15 protein-coding genes and 2 pseudogenes are annotated in these 17,601 nt (G+C 68.9%); 6 read left to right on the top strand and 11 right to left on the bottom strand.

The window, feature by feature from the left end; genetic code table 11:
* Positions 1-14 precede the first annotated feature (14 nt).
* Positions 15-764, bottom strand: a complete 750-nt coding sequence (gene tpiA, locus ACQVBX_RS05300; protein WP_431638117.1) for a triose-phosphate isomerase — start codon at positions 762-764, stop codon at positions 15-17.
* A 119-nt stretch (positions 765-883) separates the two neighbouring features.
* On the opposite strand from tpiA, the gene ACQVBX_RS05295 reads away from it, so the two are divergent.
* Positions 884-1,693, top strand: coding sequence for an SDR family NAD(P)-dependent oxidoreductase (locus ACQVBX_RS05295; protein WP_431636919.1), 810 nt, complete (start codon positions 884-886; stop codon positions 1,691-1,693).
* 54 nt (positions 1,694-1,747) lie between these two features.
* Positions 1,748-2,428 carry a DUF6445 family protein gene (locus tag ACQVBX_RS05290; protein ID WP_431636918.1) on the top strand — a complete coding sequence of 227 codons (681 nt, stop codon included), beginning with the start codon at positions 1,748-1,750 and terminating at the stop codon, positions 2,426-2,428.
* 65 nt (positions 2,429-2,493) lie between these two features.
* Here ACQVBX_RS05290 and ACQVBX_RS05285 read toward each other — a convergent pair whose 3' ends face one another.
* From ACQVBX_RS05285 to orn, 5 genes are all read right to left on the bottom strand, one after another.
* A complete protein-coding gene (locus tag ACQVBX_RS05285) occupies positions 2,494-2,982 on the bottom strand; it encodes a hypothetical protein (protein WP_431636917.1) in 489 nt (162 codons plus the stop codon).
* 77 nt (positions 2,983-3,059) lie between these two features.
* The gene (locus ACQVBX_RS05280; protein WP_431636915.1) at positions 3,060-3,995 is read right to left on the bottom strand and encodes an isopenicillin N synthase family dioxygenase; all 936 of its coding nucleotides are present in this window, start codon (positions 3,993-3,995) and stop codon (positions 3,060-3,062) included.
* Between the two features lie 99 nt (positions 3,996-4,094).
* Positions 4,095-5,456 (bottom strand): phosphoglucosamine mutase, encoded by a 1,362-nt coding sequence (glmM, locus tag ACQVBX_RS05275; protein ID WP_431636913.1) that lies wholly within the window; start codon positions 5,454-5,456, stop codon positions 4,095-4,097.
* A 49-nt stretch (positions 5,457-5,505) separates the two neighbouring features.
* A complete protein-coding gene (gene folP / locus ACQVBX_RS05270) occupies positions 5,506-6,417 on the bottom strand; it encodes a dihydropteroate synthase (RefSeq protein ID WP_431636912.1) in 912 nt (303 codons plus the stop codon).
* Between the two features lie 10 nt (positions 6,418-6,427).
* Positions 6,428-6,988, bottom strand: coding sequence for an oligoribonuclease (gene orn / locus ACQVBX_RS05265; protein ID WP_431636911.1), 561 nt, complete (start codon positions 6,986-6,988; stop codon positions 6,428-6,430).
* A 95-nt stretch (positions 6,989-7,083) separates the two neighbouring features.
* On the opposite strand from orn, the gene sbcB reads away from it, so the two are divergent.
* Positions 7,084-8,529: an exodeoxyribonuclease I gene (sbcB, locus tag ACQVBX_RS05260; protein ID WP_431638116.1), complete on the top strand. Its 1,446-nt coding sequence runs from the start codon at positions 7,084-7,086 to the stop codon at positions 8,527-8,529.
* An 11-nt stretch (positions 8,530-8,540) separates the two neighbouring features.
* Complete coding sequence (locus ACQVBX_RS05255; RefSeq protein ID WP_431636908.1) at positions 8,541-9,227, top strand: DUF2461 domain-containing protein; 687 nt, start codon at positions 8,541-8,543, stop codon at positions 9,225-9,227.
* 89 nt (positions 9,228-9,316) lie between these two features.
* Here the strand turns inward: ACQVBX_RS05255 and ACQVBX_RS05250 are convergent, their stop codons facing one another.
* Positions 9,317-10,630 (bottom strand): MFS transporter, encoded by a 1,314-nt coding sequence (locus ACQVBX_RS05250; RefSeq protein WP_431636906.1) that lies wholly within the window; start codon positions 10,628-10,630, stop codon positions 9,317-9,319.
* 291 nt (positions 10,631-10,921) lie between these two features.
* Between ACQVBX_RS05250 and ACQVBX_RS05245 the strand changes: the two genes are divergently transcribed.
* Both ACQVBX_RS05245 and ACQVBX_RS05240 read left to right on the top strand, forming a co-directional pair.
* Complete coding sequence (locus ACQVBX_RS05245; RefSeq protein ID WP_431638115.1) at positions 10,922-11,773, top strand: hypothetical protein; 852 nt, start codon at positions 10,922-10,924, stop codon at positions 11,771-11,773.
* Positions 11,774-11,778: 5 nt separating this feature from the next.
* The gene (locus ACQVBX_RS05240; protein ID WP_431636904.1) at positions 11,779-13,041 is read left to right on the top strand and encodes a DUF4785 domain-containing protein; all 1,263 of its coding nucleotides are present in this window, start codon (positions 11,779-11,781) and stop codon (positions 13,039-13,041) included.
* Positions 13,042-13,104: 63 nt separating this feature from the next.
* On the opposite strand, the pseudogene epmA reads toward ACQVBX_RS05240, so the two are convergent.
* From epmA to ligA, 4 genes and pseudogenes are all read right to left on the bottom strand, one after another.
* Positions 13,105-14,046 (bottom strand): annotated as a pseudogene (gene epmA / locus ACQVBX_RS05235) (EF-P lysine aminoacylase EpmA); the annotation flags it as partial.
* A 168-nt stretch (positions 14,047-14,214) separates the two neighbouring features.
* Positions 14,215-14,508, bottom strand: a pseudogene (locus tag ACQVBX_RS05230) (endonuclease domain-containing protein); the annotation flags it as partial.
* Between the two features lie 179 nt (positions 14,509-14,687).
* Positions 14,688-15,080 carry a hypothetical protein gene (locus ACQVBX_RS05225; protein WP_431636902.1) on the bottom strand — a complete coding sequence of 131 codons (393 nt, stop codon included), beginning with the start codon at positions 15,078-15,080 and terminating at the stop codon, positions 14,688-14,690.
* Positions 15,077-17,461: an NAD-dependent DNA ligase LigA gene (ligA, locus tag ACQVBX_RS05220; protein WP_431636900.1), complete on the bottom strand. Its 2,385-nt coding sequence runs from the start codon at positions 17,459-17,461 to the stop codon at positions 15,077-15,079. Before ligA ends, ACQVBX_RS05225 begins: the two co-directional genes overlap by 4 nt.
* Between the last annotated feature and the right edge of the window lie 140 nt (positions 17,462-17,601).

The following is a 17,601-nucleotide window of genomic DNA, read 5'->3' as shown; positions in this document are numbered from 1 at the left end:
GGATTCCGTTGCGCTCAACGAGCGGCCGAGCAGATGCCGATAAAGTCGGCGGCCAGCAGGCATGCACCGCCCACCAGACCACCGTCGACATCGGGCTGCGCGAACAATTCCGCGGCATTCGATGCCTTGACGCTGCCGCCGTACAGCAGCCGCGTCAGACCGCCAATCATAGCATCCTCCTTCACGAGTTGGCTACGCAGAAAGGCGTGCACCTGCTGCGCCTGCTCGGGGCTGGCGGTGCGTCCGGTGCCGATCGCCCAGACCGGCTCGTACGCGATCACGGCGGTGTCGAACGCGGCGATGCCGACCTGCTCGAGCACGGCACGCAACTGGCGCTGGACCACCGCCTCGGTCTGCTCAGACTCGCGCTCGGCCAGCGTCTCGCCCACGCACAGGATCGGGGTCAGGCCGCTGGCCAGCGCCGCGGCGAACTTGCGCGCCACCAGCGCATCGCTCTCGCCGTGATACTGGCGGCGCTCGGAATGGCCCACCAGCACCCACTCCGCGCCCACGTCCTTGAGCATCGCGCCGGCCACTTCGCCGGTATAGGCGCCCTGCCCCTCGTGCTCGCTCAGATCCTGCGCGCCCAGGGCCAGCCCGGCTTCCTGGCAGGCGGGCGCAACGAGCGGAATGTAGGGGAACGGCGGAATCAGCAGCACGTCGACCTCGGGCGAGCACGCGGCGGCGAGTTCCGCCACCAGCGCCTGCGCCATCGAACGGCTGCCGTGCATCTTCCAGTTGCCTGCCACGAGCTTCTTGCGCATGGGGGACGCCTCGTAAAAAACCGCGAGCTTAGCGACGCGGCCCCGATTCGGGCAATCGGACATGGCATCCGGCGCGCCGGGCCGGTCAAGATAGACGCCTTTGCGAACGAGGATCCGCGATGACTGCCACCCGCCCCCTGAGCCTGGTCACCGGCGCCTCCGCCGGCATCGGCGAAGCATTTGCCCGCTCCCTGGCCGCGCGGGGTCATGACCTGGTGCTGGTGGCGCGGCGCGAGGAGCGCCTGCAGGCACTGGCCGACGAGCTGCAGCGCGCGCACGGCAATCGTTGCCACGTGACGGCGGCCGACCTGTCCGATCCGCAGGCGCCCGCGGTGCTTTGTGACGAGCTTCAGTCGCGCAACCTGCAGGTGGACTGGCTGATCAACAACGCCGGCTACGGCCTGCCCGGCACACTGGTGGCCAACCCGTGGCCGGCGCATGCGGACTTCATCCAGGTGATGATGACCGCCCCCACCGAGCTGGCTTGGCGACTGCTGCCGGGGATGCGCGAGCGCGGTCACGGCCGGGTGATCAACGTGGCCTCGCTCGCTGGTTTCGTGCCGGGCACGGCCGGACACACGTTGTACGCGGCATCCAAGGCCTACCTGATCAAGCTGTCGCAGTCGCTGGCGTTGGAGAACCGCGACGCGGGGGTACACGTAAGCGCGCTGTGTCCGGGCTTCACCTGGTCGGAGTTCCACGACGTCACCGGCACGCGGCAGAAGATGAACGCGATGCCCGGTTTCATGTGGCTCACCGCCGACGAGGTGGCGCGCCAGGGCATCGACGCGGTGGAGCGCGGCGCGGTGGTGTACGTGCCGGGACGGGTCAACCGCACGATCAAGGCGATTACCGAGTGGCTGCCCGACCGGCTCGCGCTGTGGCTGTCCCATCGCCAGTCCGGGCGCTACCGCAACCACCACGATTGAACGACCTCGCTTGCGCTACTGTGGCGCCCACGCACTGCACCGAGATCGCCGAGCATGTCGCTGTTTCCCAAGCACCCGGCCATGCGGCCCCTACCGTATCGCAAGCCCACCGAAGGCCGCGACTACTGGGTGGTGGATGACGCCCTGCCCAACCCCGACGAGGTACGCCGCCGCTGTCTGGCCAAGACCGCATGGGAGTTCGGCTACCCGACTACCGGCGAGGTGTGGCCGGGCATGCGCGCCAGCGATGCCCTGGAGCCGGACGAGCTCGGCGCGATCGAGGCGAAGGTGCGCCAGCTCACCGGCGCCAGCCGACTGTGGGTGGAGCAGACGCCGGAAGGCCAGCACCTCAACCACAACTGCGTGCAGGTGGTCGGCTCCACCGAGGGCGCCGTGAAGCCGCACACCGATTCGTTGAACCTCTGCCGCTATGCCGCGGTGCTGTACCTGCACCCGGACGCACCGGACCGCTGCGGCACCAGCTTCTTCCGCCAGCGCATGCCCAACGGCCAGCTCGGCGGCAACATGGTGATGCCGCCGCACCGCAACCTGGTCGATGCACTGGGCAGCCGCTTCGTGGCGCCCACCGCGTTCGTCGAGGACGTGCGCGTGCCGCATCGGTACAACCGGCTGCTGGTCTACAAGGCCAACATCATCCACAGCGCCTCGGCGTACTGGGGCCTGGACGGCCCGGAATCGAAGCGGATGACCGCGGTGTTTTTCTGGATGGCGTGATGCCCGCCACTCGGCGACATCCCTAGTCCCCACAAGCGGCCGACGCAGACATGGGCGCCAACGGTTCAGTCCTGGCGGACGCAAGTCAGCGTATCGCCCATGATGAAGGGCTTGCCGTCCCGCGCCAGCTCCCAGTCGATGCGGTATGTGCGGTCGTCCAGGCGGGTATAGACGAAGCGTTGCGCCGGTTGCACCTGGGCATCGCCCTGCCAAGTCAGTACCTGCCCCTGCCAGCCCGCGCTGGTGAAGCGTCGTGCGCCGCCGAAGCTGTCCAGCACGACCATCGCGTACCGACCGGCGTGCGGCACCTGGCTCCAGGATTCGACGGCGCGATAGCTCGCCGGCGGCCGGTCCGCGTGGTGCTTGAGCAAGGCGTTGCCGCTGAGATCGGCGGCGTATTCCATACGCGCGGCGATTGCCTTGCCGCTGGCGAAATGACCGCTGCAGTTCCACCGGCCCACGAAGCCATCGAACGGGCGATTGGGTTCACCCGGTGCAGCGTGGATCGCCGACGCGAATCCGGCCATCAGGAAGAGAGCGAGATAACGGAGCATGCGCGACACCCGGTGGAAGTGTGCCGCAAGCTAGCAAGCCTCCCGGCCGGCGCACGCCGGCCGGAAGTCACCCTCGATCAGATCAGCTTGATCTCGCGCAGGCGCTGCAGCAGGTACTCGTGCGAGGTGATCGAGCTGTCGTAGCGGCTGGGGTTGTCCGGCGTGATGCACTCAGGCACCGGATCGAGCACCACGTCGGGGTTCGGATGCAGGAAGAACGGCACCGAGTAGCGCGGCTTGCGCGCGTTGTCGTTCTTCGGGTTCACCACGCGATGCGTGGTGGACGGGTACACGTGGTTGGTCAGGCGCTGCAGCATGTCGCCGATGTTCACCACGATGGCGTCGCCCTGCGTGGTGATCGGCAGCCACTCGCCCTCGCGGGTGAGCACTTCCAGCCCTTCGGCGCTGGCGCCAACCAGCAGCGTGATGAAGTTGATGTCCTCGTGGGCGCCGGCGCGCACGTTGGGGATGTCGTCCTGGGTGATCGGCGGGTAGTGGATCGGCCGCAAGATCGAGTTGCCCAGGTCGGTCTTGTCCTCGAAGTAGTTCTCCGGCAGGCCGACGTGCAGCGCCAGGGCGCGCAGCACGCGCGTGCCGAGCTGGTCCAGCGCCTCGAACAGGCCGTAGCCGTAGCGCTTGAAGTCCGGCACTTCGGTCGGCCACAGGTTGGGCGCCATCACGTCGGCGAACTTCGAGTCGCGCGGAATCTCGCGCCCCACGTGCCAGAACTCCTTGAGATCCGGATGCGCGCTGTCCTTGGCGGTCTCCACCTTGAACGGCGTGTAGCCACGCGCGCCGCCGGAACCGGGCACGTGGTACTTCATCTTGGTTTCGGTGGGTAGCGCAAAGAAGCGCTGGAACGTGTCGTAGGCGCCATCGACCAGTGCCGGATCGATGCCGTGGCCGCTGATGCAGCAGAAGCCGAACTCGCGATAAGCGGCGCCGAGCTCGGCGACGAAGGCGTCGCGGTCGGTGTCGTAACGACGGATGTCGAGGGTGGGAACGTTCTTCATGGTGACTCCAGGTTGGCGTGCGGTCGATTTCATCCGCCACCGCAAGGGCGGGGCACGTCGGGCCAATCCTTGGCGACCTGGGTTACAGCTAGAGCAGGCTCACGAGCGTTCGAGGGCGGATTTTACGACGTCCGCCAGCGTCTGTGCCAACGCCTGCACCTCGGCGGCATCGGCCGCCTCCACCGTCACGCGCACCAACGGCTCGGTGCCCGACGCGCGCAGGAACACCCGGCCGCGCCCTTCCAGCTGCGCCTGCGCCCGCGCCACGGCGGCGGTCACATCGCTGTGCTCGAGCACACCGTGCGCGTTGCCGGCGACGCGCACATTGAGCATCACCTGCGGCAGCTTGACCAGGCCGCGGCGGGCTTCGGCCAGATCCTGCCCGGCCCCTGACAGCGCCTCGAGCACCGCCAGTGCGGCGACGATGCCGTCGCCCGTGGTGGCGCGGTCGAGGCACAGGATGTGGCCGGAGGTTTCGCCACCGAGTACGCCGTGATGCTCGCGCAACTGCTGCAGCACGAAGCGGTCGCCGACGTTCGCGCGCAGCAGCGGCACCTCCATCGCGCGCAGCGCCTGCTGCAGGCCGTAATTGCTCATCAGCGTGCCGACCACCGGCCCCTTCAGCAGCCCACGCGCGCGCCAGCTGCACGCCAGCACGTAGAGGATGTCGTCGCCGTCGGCGAGCACGCCGTGGCGATCCACCAGCAACACGCGATCGCCGTCGCCGTCGAAGGCGATACCGATGTCCGCACCGCGCTCGATCACTGCCTGCTGCAGCGCCTCGGGGTGGGTCGAGCCCACGCCGCGGTTGATGTTGAAGCCGTCCGGAGTGTCGCCGATGGCGCTGACTTCGGCGCCCATCTCGGCGAACACCTTGGGCGCCACCTGGTAGGTCGCGCCGTGCGCGCAATCGAGCACGATCTTCATGCCGTGCAGGCTGAAATCCTCCGGCACCGTCGCCTTGCAGGACTCCGCATAACGCGCCACCGCGTTGTCGATGCGGCTCGCCTTGCCCAGCCGCTCGGACGGCACGGTGACGAAATCGCGTTCCAGCTCGGCCTCGATCGCCAGCTCGATCGCGTCGGACAGTTTCTCGCCGCTGGCGGAGAAGAACTTGATGCCGTTGTCCTCGTACGGATTATGCGAGGCGCTGATCACGATGCCGGCGTCCGCGCGCAGTGAGCGCGTGAGGAAAGCCACGGCCGGCGTGGGGATGGGGCCGAGCAGTTTCACGTCGACGCCCGCGGCGACCAGTCCGGCCTCCAGCGCGGACTCGAACATGTAGCCGGAAATGCGCGTGTCCTTGCCGATCACCACGGACGGGCGCTTGGCGCCGCTGCCCTGGCCGGCGAGTACGGCGCCGGCGGCGCGACCGAGCTTGAGCATGAAGTCGGCGCTGATCGGCCACTGGCCGGTGCGGCCGCGGATGCCGTCGGTGCCGAAGAATTTGCGTGGGGTCATGGGTCGATCCTTGGAGAGACAGCGTCACGCAGCGGCGCGCGCCGTCAGGTCATTCGTCGTCGGGCCAGCGCGGCGCGGCGGGGCCGGCGTCCTTGCGGCGGGCCGGGCGGTGGGCATCCACCGCGTGCCACACCGCCAGCGCGTCGACCGTGGCCGCCACGTCGTGCACGCGCACCAGTTTCGCGCCGTGCTGCACGGCAATCAGCGCCGCGGCCACGGAACCCGCGGCGCGTTCGGCCGGCACATTTCGCCCGGTGATCGCGCCGATCATCGACTTGCGCGAGAGCCCCGCGTACACGCCCGCGCCGAGATCGGCGAAGCGGCGCAGCTCGCGCAGCAGTTCGAGGTTGTGCTCCAGCGTCTTGCCGAAGCCGAAGCCCGGGTCCACCAGCACCTTGCGCCGATCCATGCCAGCCAGCTCGCAGGCGAACAGCCGGTCGGTGAGGAAGCGATGCACCTCGCCCACCACGTCGTCGTAATGCGGATCGTCCTGCATGCCGCGCGGCTCGCCCTGCATGTGCATCAGGCACACCGGCACGCCGAGCGAGGCGGCCGCATCCAGCGCGCCATCGCGGCGCAGCGCGTACACGTCGTTGATCATGCCGGCGCCAGCGGCCACCGCCGCGCGCATCACCTCGGGTTTGGAGGTGTCGATCGAAATCGGCACCGCGCAGCGCGCGGCCAGCGCCTCGATCACCGGCAGCACGCGCGCCAGCTCCTCATCCAGCGGCACGTCGGCCGCGCCGGGGCGGGTGGATTCGCCGCCTACGTCGAGCATGTCCGCGCCCTGCTCCACCATCGCCAGGCCGTGCGCCACGGCGGCATCGAGATCGGCGTACAGACCGCCGTCGGAGAACGAGTCGGGGGTGACGTTGAGAATGCCCACCACGCGCGGGCGGTCCAGCGTCAGCGGACGGCCGTTGCAGTCGAGTACGGTGGCGAACAGGTCGGCAGCGGACATGGTCGGCGCCTCAGCCCAGCCCGCCCAGCGCGCCCATGTGCTGGCGGTAGTAGCGCAGCTCGTCGATGGAGTCGCGGATGTCCGACAGCGCGGTGTGCGCCGAGTCCTTGCAGAAGCCCTTGCCCACCTGCGGCGCCCAGCGGCGCGCCAGCTCCTTGAGCGTGGAGACGTCGAGATTGCGGTAGTGGAAGTAGCGCTCCAGCCGCGGCATCTGCCGGTGCATGAAACGGCGGTCCTGGCAGATCGAGTTGCCGCACATCGGCGACTTGCCGGCCGGCACCCAGGCCTTGAGGAACTCCACCGTCGCCTGCTCGGCGGCGGCGTGATCGGTGGTGGAATCGAGTACCTGCTGCCACAGACCGGAGCGGCTGTGCTGGTTACGGTTCCAGCTGTCCATGGCTTCGAGCCGGTCGAGCTCGTGACGGATCGCGAACACCGGCCCTTCGGCCAGGATGTTGAGATCCTTGTCGGTGACGATGGTGGCGATCTCCAGGATGGAATCGGCATCCGTGTCGAGGCCGGTCATCTCCAGATCGATCCAGATCAGGTGGTTTTCGTTGGCTTGGCTCATGCGTCCTCCTGGGCCGCCGAAGTCTAGTGTGGCCCCATCCGCTTGGCGACCCTCCCGGCCATGCCCGGGGCGGCGGCGCATGCGATCATCACGTGATGCAGACCTTCTTCTGGCACGACTACGAAACCTTCGGCGCGGACAGCCGGCGCGATCGACCGGTGCAGTTCGCCGGCATTCGCACCACCATGGAACTGGAGATCGTGGGCGAGCCGGTGATGTTCTTCGGCAAGCCGCCGCGCGATGCGCTGCCGCATCCCGAGGCGTGCATGATCACCGGCATCACGCCGCAGCAGGCCGAGCGCGAGGGGGTGATCGAGGCGGGGTTCGCCGCCCGCGTGCACGAGCAACTGGCCGAGCCCGGCACCTGCGGCGTGGGCTACAACTCGCTGCGCTTCGACGACGAGGTGACGCGCCAGCTGCTGTATCGCAACTTCTTCGACCCCTACGGCCGCGAGTGGGAAAACGGCAACTCGCGCTGGGACCTCATCGACCTGGTGCGCATGTGCGAGGCGCTGCGCCCGGAGGGAATCCACTGGCCCACCCGCGACGACGGCTCGCCCAGCTTCAAGCTCGAACACCTGGCCAAGGCCAACGGCCTGCAGCAGGAGCGCGCGCACGATGCGCTCTCGGACGTGCACGCGCTGATCGACCTGGCGCGGCTGATCCGCGTGCGCCAGCCGCGACTGTGGGACTGGCACTTCGCCCTGCGCCGCAAGCAGCGCGTGTTCGAGCAGCTGGATGTGGCTGGCATGACGCCGCTGGTGCACGTCTCCTCGCGCTACCCGGCCAGCCAGCACTGCCTGACGGTGATCGCGCCGCTGGCCCTGCATCCCGCTCGGCCGGGCGAGGTGATCGTCTACGACCTGCGCTTCGACCCGACCGAGCTGATCGCGCTGGACGAGGAAGACATCGCCGACCGCGTGTTCACCTCGCGCGCCGACCTGCCCGAGGGCGTGGAACGCATCGCGCTGCGCACCGTACGCGCCAACCGCGCACCGGCGCTGGCGCCGCTGTCGGTGCTCAAGGGCGCCGACCTCGCCCGCCTGCAGCTCGATCCCGAGCGCTGCCTGGCGCACGCCGACACGCTGCGCGCCGCCACCGGCGTGCGCGAGAAGGTGCAGCGCCTGTTCAAGCAGGCCGCGGCCATGCCGGCAGCGGAAGACCCGGAGCTGGCGCTGTACGACGGATTCTTGCCCGACGCCGACAAGCGCCTGCTGGCCGAGGTGCGCGGCACGCCGCCGGAGCAGCTGGCGGCACGCGGCTTCACGTTCCGCGATCCGCGTTACGCCGAGTTGTTGTTCCGCTATCGCGCACGCAACTGGCCGCACACGCTCAGCGCCGACGAGCACGCGCGCTGGGACGCCTTCCGCCGCAACCGGCTGACTCGCCCCACCCCGCTCACCGGCCTCACTCTGGACGAGTACACCGCACGCCTGGCGCAACTGCGACAGGACCCGGCCTGCACTCACCATCACGCCCTGCTCGACCAGCTCGCCGCCTGGGGCCGCGAGCTGGCCGCCGAGATCACGCCCCTCGCCTGACGCCACCGACGATGCCCGCTACCTACTTTTCGCCCGCCACCTTCCGCTTTCTCAACGCCCTGGGCCGCCACAACAGCCGTGAGTGGTTCCTCGACCACAAGGCCGACTACGAGCAGCACGTGCGCGAGCCGTTCCTCGCCCTGATCGCCGACATGCAGGCGCCGATCGCGAAGATCAGCCCGCACTACCGCGCCGACGCGCGCAAGAACGGCGGTTCGCTGTTCCGCATTCACCGCGACACGCGCTTCTCCAACAACAAGCTGCCGTACAAGACCTGGCAGGGCGCGCGCTTCTTCCACGAGCGCCGCCACGAGATCGCCGCGCCCTCGTTCTACGTGCACATCCAGCCCGGCGACTGCTTCGCCGGCGGCGGCATGTGGCATCCGGAGCCGGACGACCTCAAGCGCATCCGCGGCTTCATCGCCGACAACCCGGCGGCGTGGAAGAAGGCTACGCACAGCAAGGCGTTCCGCGACCGCTTCGAATTCTGGGGCGAATCGCTGAGCCGCCCGCCGCGCGGGTTCGACCCCGCCCTCGAGCTGATCGACGACCTCAAGCGCAAGGATTTCGCCGCCGGCCAGGGCTTCGACGAAGCGCTCGCCTGCTCACCGAAATTGCTGCCGACGCTGGTGGACATCTATCGCCACATCGCCCCGCTCAACGACTACCTGTGCGCGGCGCAGGAGTTGGAGTTCTAGGTAACCACGGCGCATCCGGCAGCCTTGCCGAAGAGCATCGCGACTGAAGTCGCTCCTACAGGGGCGAAGTGGCTGGTTGTGGAGGGGCTTCAGCCCCGACGCTTTTCCGCGATTCGGCCGCTGCCCCGCAAGCCGGCGGCCACCAGCACTGCCGCCAGCGCGGCCAACGCTACGTAGTACGCCGGCGCCAGTGGACCGAGGCCCTTCACCAGCGCACCGATCAGCGGCGGCGTGATGCCGCCGAACACGGCGTAGGCCACGTTGTAGGAGAACGACAGCCCGCTGAAGCGCACCGCCGGCGGAAACGCGTCGACCATCACCGTGGGCACCACACCGACCACGCCCACGGTGAAACCCGACAGGGCATACAGCGGCAGGAAATGCGCCCCGCCGCGCTGTAGGTCAAGGTAGAGCGCGCCCGTCGCCAACGTCATCATCACCGCGCCGACGCCCAGCACGCGCGCCACGCCAAAGCGGTCCGCGGCTGCGCCCAACGCCAGGCAGCCGACCGCCAGTGCAAACGAGGCCAGGCTGTTGCCCAGGAACGCCGTGGCCGGCGGCAGGTGGAACACCGCCTGCACCAGGGTCGGCGTCATCAGGATCACCACCACGATCGCCGCGGTCAGCGTCCAGGTCACCGCCATCGAGCGCACCACGGCGCCGCGATGCTCACGCAGCACACGCTTGAGCGGCAGCTCGTCGGCCAGCGCGCGGCGCGCCTGCATCGCCTCGAACACCGGCGTCTCGCGCAGCCAGCGGCGCAGCCACACCGCGATGAAACCGAACACGCCGCCGGCCAGGAACGGCAGCCGCCAGCCGTAGTCGAGCAATTGGGCGGGCGTCATCCGCTCGTGGATCACCGCGGTGAGCAGCGAGCCGATGAGGATCCCCACGGTGAGTCCACTGGTGAGACTGGCACAGGCGATGCCGACCCGACGCGCCGGCACGTGCTCGGCCACGAACACCCATGCGCCCGGCACCTCGCCGCCCACCGCAATGCCCTGCAGCACGCGCAACGCCAGCAGCAGCACCGGCGCGAGCGCGCCGATCTGCGCGTACACCGGCAGCAGGCCGATCGCCAGCGTAGGCAGCGCCATGAGGAACACGCTGAGCGTAAACATGCGCTTGCGCCCCAGCAGGTCGCCGTAATGCGCCATCACGATGCCGCCCAGCGGCCGCGCCAGATACCCCGCCGCAAAGATGCCGAACACCTGCAGCTGCGCCAGCCATGGCGCGGTGCCTTTCGGGAAGAACAGCTCGCTCAGCGGCACCGTGAGGAACACGAAGACCACGAAGTCATAGAACTCCAGCGCGCCGCCCAGCGCGGCCAGCCCGAGCGTGCGCAGGTCGCCGCGGCTCAGGCGATCGGTGGTGGACGGACTCGCGGCAGTGGTGTCGTGCATGCGTATCGCGATGGCAGTGAGAGGGCGGCCACGATAGCCGATGGCCGTATTTGTCGACCACGTCGCACTCCGGCTGCGCTGCGGCAAGACCGCGGCAAACCGGCGCTGCTAGATTCCATGCGCCGCCGCATGGTCATCAGGGGAGATCGCGGTGTTCACCGGTGCCGCGACGGCACCACCAAAGGTCGAACTGCACGCAAGCCACGGAGGGTTTGTCTCGTCCGTGCCTGCACTGCGCAGGGCGGCCCCACGCGGCGATGCCGCCTTGAGGGAGAGACACGCATGCAACGCATGATGCTGATGGGAGCGCTGGCCATGGCCGCCAGCGTGGGCGCCCACGCCGCCACCGGCGTGGCGCTGGTACATGGCACGGGCAAGCAAACCGATGCCTACAACGACTACTGGCAATCGGACATGGTCGAGGGCATCCGCAACGGGCTCGCCGACCGCAACAACCTGCTGGTGGTGAACTGCGATTTCGACCAGTACATGTGGGACGACCGCGCCGCCGGCTGCCTCGCCGGCCAGCTCACCAGCTTCATCCAGAGCCGCAACATCGACCGGCTGATCGTCATCACGCATTCCAACGGCGGCAACGTGATGCGCTGGATCCTGTCCAACCCCACTTACGACGCGCGCTATCCGGCGATCATCCAGCGCATCGTCAAGGTCGATGCGATCGCCCCGTCCAGCGCCGGCACGCCCTTGGCCGATGCGGTGATCGCCGGCAACGTGTTCGAGACCTCGCTGGGCTGGCTGCTCGGATACAAGACCGACGCGGTGCGCCAGCAGCAGCTCGGCTGGATGGCCACCTACAACCAGCAGTACCTGCTCGGCACCAGCGGCCGCCCCGCCCTGCCCGTGGCGTTCCGCGACGTGGTCGGCACCGACGTGGTGTCGGCAGTGTGGTCCAGCCAGGCCTACTGCGGCGGCTACACCCAGAGCGTGGGGCTGGAGATCACCCAGAACTGGCTGAGCAGCTGCTCCGACGGCTTCATCGAATGCTCCAGCGCCCAGGCCGCCGGCACGCTGTGGTTCAAGGACACCTCGCGCACCAGCAGCGGCCAGGTGCTGAACCACAATCAGAGCCGACGCGCCTGCTTCGGCCTGCCCTCCATCCTCGCCAACGACCTGAAGGGGTGATCGCGATGAATCGACGGATCCTTGCCGCCGGCGTCGTCGCCGGCCTCTTTGCCTCTTCCTCTTTCGCCACCACCCACGCGTTGTTGCCTGCTGCGCCGAACGACATGGTGCCGCTCGCGTTGCAGGCCGCACCGCCCCCTGCCGCTATCCGCACGACGGTACTGGTCGGCGTGGACGTTCCGCGCCCGCATGCCGAACATCGGCCCGTCAGCGTGAGCTGGGCATTGCCCGCCGATGCCCCCGTGAATCCGCTGCCGCAGCCGTTCGCCCGCGCCAGCCGCGAGTACTGGACCGACGTCTCGGCCACCGAAATGCAGCGCGGCGTGGAACTGCCACTGTCCGCGCCCGGCGCGGTGATCCGGGTCAGCCCCAGCGACCCCAAGGGCGGTCGACTCGATGCCGCGACGGTGAATGTCCGCATCCACGGCCAGACGCTGGCCGGCGAGCGCGCGGCCAGCACGGTCGGCGACGTCGCGGCGCTGCGTGCCACGGGCATGGCCGTGCCCGATGCCTCGCTGGTCATGCAGCTGCGTCCCGAGCTGGGCGCCGGGCCGATGACGCTGCAGGCCCCAAGCGCCAGCGGCCGTTACGTGGTCCACGTGTTCGAGCCGAAGAGCGCGTTCACAGTGACCGCCAAGGCCGACCGCGACGACCTGCTGCTGGGCCAGCGCCTGCACCTGCGCGTGGCGATGAAGGACGGCGATCGCCCGCGACCGCTGCAGTCGGTCGGCGGCTTTCTGCGCGCCCCGGATGGCCGCACCACCCTGCTCGACTATCGCGCCAACACCGACGGCAGCTTCAGCACCGACGTGGCGCCGGTGCAACCGAGCAGCATGCCCGGGCTGTGGGAGCTGCACAGCTTCACCATCGGCGACGATGGCCGGGGCAACGCGGTGCGGCGCGACACCACCAGCGTGTTCGCCGTGGCGACGCCCGACGCGAAGCTGAGCGGCCCGGCCGACACCCGACGCGCCGGGCGCCACGGCATCGACATCGCGCTGGGTGTCACGGTGTACAGCGCCAGTCGCTTCGCCGTGTCTGGCGTGCTGTACGGGCGCGATGCCACCGGCCGCATGGTGCCGGGCGCATACGCCCAGTCGGCCGCCTGGCTGACGCCGGGCGAACGTCAGCTCGTGCTGCGCTTCGATCCGTCCAGCCTCACTGGCATCGGTGCGCCCTATGAGCTGCGCGACCTGCGCCTGCAGGACCAACCCGCGATCAGCCTGGTGGAACGCCGCGCGCTGGCGCTGCGATTCGATCGACCGTAAGGGGAAACCCGTTCACCGCGGCGGGCATTAGCCCGTCGCGGCGAATGGAAGCGCCGCCGCCTTTCAAGCTTCGCCGAACGGAAACGCCAGCACGTCGGCGATCGCGTCAGTGTCGGCCAGGCACATCAGCAGGCGTTCGATGCCCAGCGCCACGCCGGCGCAGTCGGGCATGGCGTCGAGCACGGCGAGCAGGCGCGCGTCGACGGGCACCTCGGGCAGACCGCGCTCGCGGCGCCTGGCGTTGTCGCGAGTGAATCGCGCGGTCTGTTCGGCCGCGTCGTTCAACTCGTGGTAGCCGTTGGCCAGTTCGTAGCGGCCCAGATACAGCTCGAAGCGCTCGGCCAGCGGCGGTTCGCCGGGACGGATGCGCGCCAGCGCGCACTGGCTGGCCGGGTAGTCGTGGATCACCGTGATGCGATCGCGCGGAAACGCCGGCTGCAGCCTGTGGGTGATCAGCAGATCGAGCCAGTCGTCGCGCTCCAACCCGGCCGGGTCGATGCCGTACTGGCGCAACGGCGCCTGCAGGGTTTCCAGCGGGTCGTGCAGCGGGTCGATGCCAAGCTCGTCGAGGAACAGTTGCCGATAACCGCTGATCACCACCTCGGCGCGCCGACCCACGAGGGCGAGCGCGTCCTGCACCAGCTCGACGGTTTCGGCCATCAACCGGTGGTGATCCCAGCCCACGCGGTACCACTCCAGCATGGTGAACTCGGGGTTGTGCCGCCCACCGGCCTCGCCGTTGCGGAACACGCGACCGAGTTCGTAGCAGTCGCCCACGCCCGCAGCGAGCAGGCGCTTGAGCGGAAACTCCGGCGAGGTGCGCATCCAGCGCTGCGGCGCGCCGGCGTCGACGTGGCCGGTGAAGCGGGTGACGAAGCTCTCGATGTTGGGGTCGGTGTTGCCGGCGGCGGAGAGGATGGGGGTTTCCACCTCGAGCACGTCGCGGGTGTCGAAGAACTGGCGGATGAGGCGGTAGACAGCGGCGCGCAGGTGGAGGGCTGCGTGGGGTGCGTTGCTTGATAGAGCGAAAGGCGCCCCCTCACCCCAACCCTCTCCCCCGGCTGCGCCAGGGGAGAGGGAGCCAAAAGCTGGCCCGCCACTACTCCCTCTCCCCCGGCGGTGCCGGGGGAGAGGGTTGGGGTGAGGGGGCCGCTCTTGCTTGAGCACCCGCACAATCTCCTCCAGCACGTCATCGGTGCGGAGCAAAACGTCGTTATTCCAGAACCGCAACACGCGAAAGCCTGCCTGCTCGAGGTCGGCAGTGCGCTTGGCGTCGGAGGGCTCACCATGCTGGCCGCCATCCAGCTCCACGATCAGCGAGTGTTCGACGCAGCAGAAGTCTGCGTAATAGCCGGCGACAGGATGCTGGCGACGGAACTTCACGCCGAGCTGGGCGGCGCGCAGGCGGTTCCAGAGCTTGCGCTCGGCGTCGGTCTGGTTATGGCGGAGTGTCTTGGCGCGTTCCATGGATTAAAGAGCCCCCCTCACCCCAGCCCCCCGATCGAGTCGAGGGCAGGCTCTCTCCCCCGGCTGCGCCAGGGGAGAGGGAGCTGAAAGCTCGCTAGCCGTCACTCCCTCTGCGCCGTCACTGCTGACAGAGAAAGCGAAAGCGCGCAGGCGCAGCTCGCAAAACTCAAGAAGCGAATTCATGCGGGCCACGTCGCTTGTTGCACGATGACACGCCCACCTTCGCAGTCAACGTAGCTGCGGCCTGCGCGGTCCCAGTACGGGTTGGCCGAAGGCACGTGGAGAAAGCCGGCCCGTTCCATTGCCGCCACGCGGTCAAGCCAGATCTGGCGCTCCGGCAGGTACAGCACCAGTGCCTGCTCTGGATGGGGCGGCGGTGGCGGCGCGTCGTGCCGAACGTGGACGAACTCCAGATGCCACGGTCCTTGCGGTTCGCCCAGGATGACGCCGTCGAAACCTTCATGGTCGATGAAGCGGCCCAGCTCGGCTAGGCCGAGGCCTTCGCGGTATTGCGTGGCGATGCGCTCCAGGTCCGCGCAGGCGCGCGCCACGCGCAGGATCGGCAGACTCACGGCGCGGCCCCGTGCTCAGCCAGCAACGCCAGCAGCTGCGCTTCGTCCCACACCGGCACGCCGAGCTCGTTGGCCTTGTCCAGTTTGGAACCGGCCGCCTCGCCCGCCACCACTACGCTGGTCTTCTTCGAGACCGAGCCGGAGACCTTGGCGCCGAGCGCCTCGAGTCGGTCCTTCGCTTCATCGCGGCTCAGCGATTGCAGCGTGCCGGTGAGCACGAAGGTCTGGCCGTCCAGTGGCGCGGCTTCGGCCGACGCGGCGGCGGGCAGCGCGGCGAGCAGTTGGTGCATCGCCTGCTCGGTGTGGAGCAGTTCGCGATGCTGGCCTTCGTCGGCGAGCATCGCCTCCAGGTTGGTGGCGGCGGCCTGCGGTACGCCGGCGACGATCCAGTGCGCGGCGCCGGCGCGCGTCAGGGCGGCGAGCGTCGGGTAATGCTGGGCCAGCAACTGGGTGCTCTTCGGCCCGAGCTTGGAGACGTTGGCCATGTCCAGCAGCACGGCGAGATCCAGGCGCTCGCGCAGCTTCGGCGAGGGATCGCCTTCGTCGGTGAAATGCACGCCAGCTTCCAGCAGCGCATCGACCACCGCCTGGTTGCCCGGCTGCGCGAAGAATGCGGCGATCGAACCGGCCACCTCGGCGCCGATGTCCGGCAGCACGCGCAGTACCGGTGCCGGCATGCTGCGCACGAATTCCAGCCGCCCCAGCCAGGCGGCCAGCGTCTTCGCTGTGCTTTCGCCGATGTGCATGATGCCCAGCGCGAACAGGAAGCGCGCCAGCGTGGTGGTGCGGCTGGCGTCGATCGCCTCGACGAGGTTCTCGGCCCACTTGGTGGCCACCTTGCCCTGCTTGACCGTCTCCGGCACGGTGCCGTCGCGCTCGTCGGCGCGCTGCTTCATACCGATAAAGTCGTCCACCGTCAGCGCGTAGAGATCGGCCGGCGTCTTGACCATGTCGAACTCGACCAGCGCGTCGACGTAGCGCTCGCCCAGGCCGTCGATGTCCATCGCGCGGCGCGAGGCGAAGTGGATCAGGGCTTCCTTGCGCTGCGCCGCGCAAATCAGGCCGCCGGAGCAGCGCCACACCGCAGCGCCCTCCTCGCGCACCAGCGCCGAGTTGCAGATCGGGCAGCGCGTGGGCATGTGCCAGGGCACCGTGTGTAGCGGGCGCTGTTCCTCCACCACCCGCACCACCTCGGGAATCACGTCACCGGCGCGGCGCACGATCACCGTGTCGCCCACGCGCACATCGAGCCGTGCCACCTGATCGGCGTTGTGCAGCGTGGCGTAGGTCACGGTGACACCGGCCACCTGCACCGGCTCCATCCGCGCGCGCGGCGTGGCGGCGCCGGTGCGGCCGATCTGGATCTCGATATCCAGCAGGCGCGTCATCTGCTCCTGCGCCGGGAACTTGTGCGCGATCGCCCAGCGCGGCGCGCGCGAAACGAAGCCCATGGTGCGCTGGCCGTCGTAGTCGTCCAGCTTGTAGACCACGCCATCGATGTCGTACGGCAGCGCGTCGCGCTTGGCGCCGATCGCACGGTAGTAGGCGATCAGGCCATCGAAGCCCTTGGCGGTGGAAACCTCCGGCGATACCGGGAAGCCCCATTCGCGCAGCTTCTTCAGGGTCTGCGAATGCGTATCCGGCAGCTCGCCGCCCTCCACCACGCCCACCGCGTAGGCAAAGAAGCTCAGCTTGCGCTTGGCGGTGATCGCCGGGTCGAGCTGGCGCAATGACCCGGCCGCGCCGTTGCGCGGGTTGGCCAGGGTCTTTTCGCCAAGGGTGCGGGCGTGTTCGTTGAACGCTTCGAAATCCTTGCGCAGCATCACCACCTCGCCGCGCACTTCCAGCACCTCGGGCCAGCCTTTGCCACGCAGCCGCAATGGGATCGCGCGCACGGTGCGCAGGTTGGCGGTGACGTCTTCACCGGTTTCGCCATCGCCGCGCGTAGCGCCCTGCACAAACACGCCGTGCTCGTAGCGCAGGCTGATTGCCAGACCATCGAGCTTGGGCTCCACCGAAAACACCGGCGCGCGGCGATCCAGCGTCTGTTCGATGCGCCGCTCGAATTCGGCCACCTCGCTAAAGCGCTCGCGGTCGGTCTCGCCCTCCTCGCTGAAGGCATTGCCCAGCGACAGCATCGGGATCGCGTGGCGCACCTCGGCGAAACCGCCGGTGGCGCGCGCACCGACCTTGCGGGTGGGCGAATCGGGCGTGGCCAGTTCGGGGTATTCCGCCTCCAGCGCCTCCAGCTCGCGCATCAGGCGGTCGTATTCGGCGTCGGGAATCGTCGGCTCGTCCAGCACGTGGTACTGGTAATTGGCCTGCTCGATCTGTTCGCGCAGGGTGGCGGCATGCGCGGCGGCGTCGGGGTGGCGGGTCATGCGGAAAGGTTCATGCGGCGGCTCCTCGGACGGATCAGTTTAGCGAACCCGCACGCGCTTCCCACGTGAGCAACACCCCTTCGCGTGAAGCCGTACTGACCCGTCCGCCCCCGTCTTCAGCATCGATACCTGCCAGCGCA

This window comes from Dyella thailandensis (assembly GCF_050749815.1).
GTDB lineage: Bacteria > Pseudomonadota > Gammaproteobacteria > Xanthomonadales > Rhodanobacteraceae > Dyella_A.
The sequence above is the reverse complement of the archived record's forward strand: the minus strand, read 5'-3'. Positions and strand labels throughout refer to the sequence as shown.

Bases quoted from the DNA above. Each gene is read 5' to 3' on its own strand.
- tpiA (WP_431638117.1), bottom strand. From the start codon at position 764: ATGCGCAAGAAGCTCGTGGCAGGCAACTGGAAGATGCACGGCAGCCGT.
- ACQVBX_RS05295 (WP_431636919.1), top strand. From the start codon at position 884: ATGACTGCCACCCGCCCCCTGAGCCTGGTCACCGGCGCCTCCGCCGGC.
- ACQVBX_RS05290 (WP_431636918.1), top strand. From the start codon at position 1,748: ATGTCGCTGTTTCCCAAGCACCCGGCCATGCGGCCCCTACCGTATCGC.
- ACQVBX_RS05285 (WP_431636917.1), bottom strand. From the start codon at position 2,982: ATGCTCCGTTATCTCGCTCTCTTCCTGATGGCCGGATTCGCGTCGGCG.
- ACQVBX_RS05280 (WP_431636915.1), bottom strand. From the start codon at position 3,995: ATGAAGAACGTTCCCACCCTCGACATCCGTCGTTACGACACCGACCGC.
- glmM (WP_431636913.1), bottom strand. From the start codon at position 5,456: ATGACCCCACGCAAATTCTTCGGCACCGACGGCATCCGCGGCCGCACC.
- folP (WP_431636912.1), bottom strand. From the start codon at position 6,417: ATGTCCGCTGCCGACCTGTTCGCCACCGTACTCGACTGCAACGGCCGT.
- orn (WP_431636911.1), bottom strand. From the start codon at position 6,988: ATGAGCCAAGCCAACGAAAACCACCTGATCTGGATCGATCTGGAGATG.
- sbcB (WP_431638116.1), top strand. From the start codon at position 7,084: ATGCAGACCTTCTTCTGGCACGACTACGAAACCTTCGGCGCGGACAGC.
- ACQVBX_RS05255 (WP_431636908.1), top strand. From the start codon at position 8,541: ATGCCCGCTACCTACTTTTCGCCCGCCACCTTCCGCTTTCTCAACGCC.
- ACQVBX_RS05250 (WP_431636906.1), bottom strand. From the start codon at position 10,630: ATGCACGACACCACTGCCGCGAGTCCGTCCACCACCGATCGCCTGAGC.
- ACQVBX_RS05245 (WP_431638115.1), top strand. From the start codon at position 10,922: ATGATGCTGATGGGAGCGCTGGCCATGGCCGCCAGCGTGGGCGCCCAC.
- ACQVBX_RS05240 (WP_431636904.1), top strand. From the start codon at position 11,779: ATGAATCGACGGATCCTTGCCGCCGGCGTCGTCGCCGGCCTCTTTGCC.
- ligA (WP_431636900.1), bottom strand. From the start codon at position 17,461: ATGACCCGCCACCCCGACGCCGCCGCGCATGCCGCCACCCTGCGCGAA.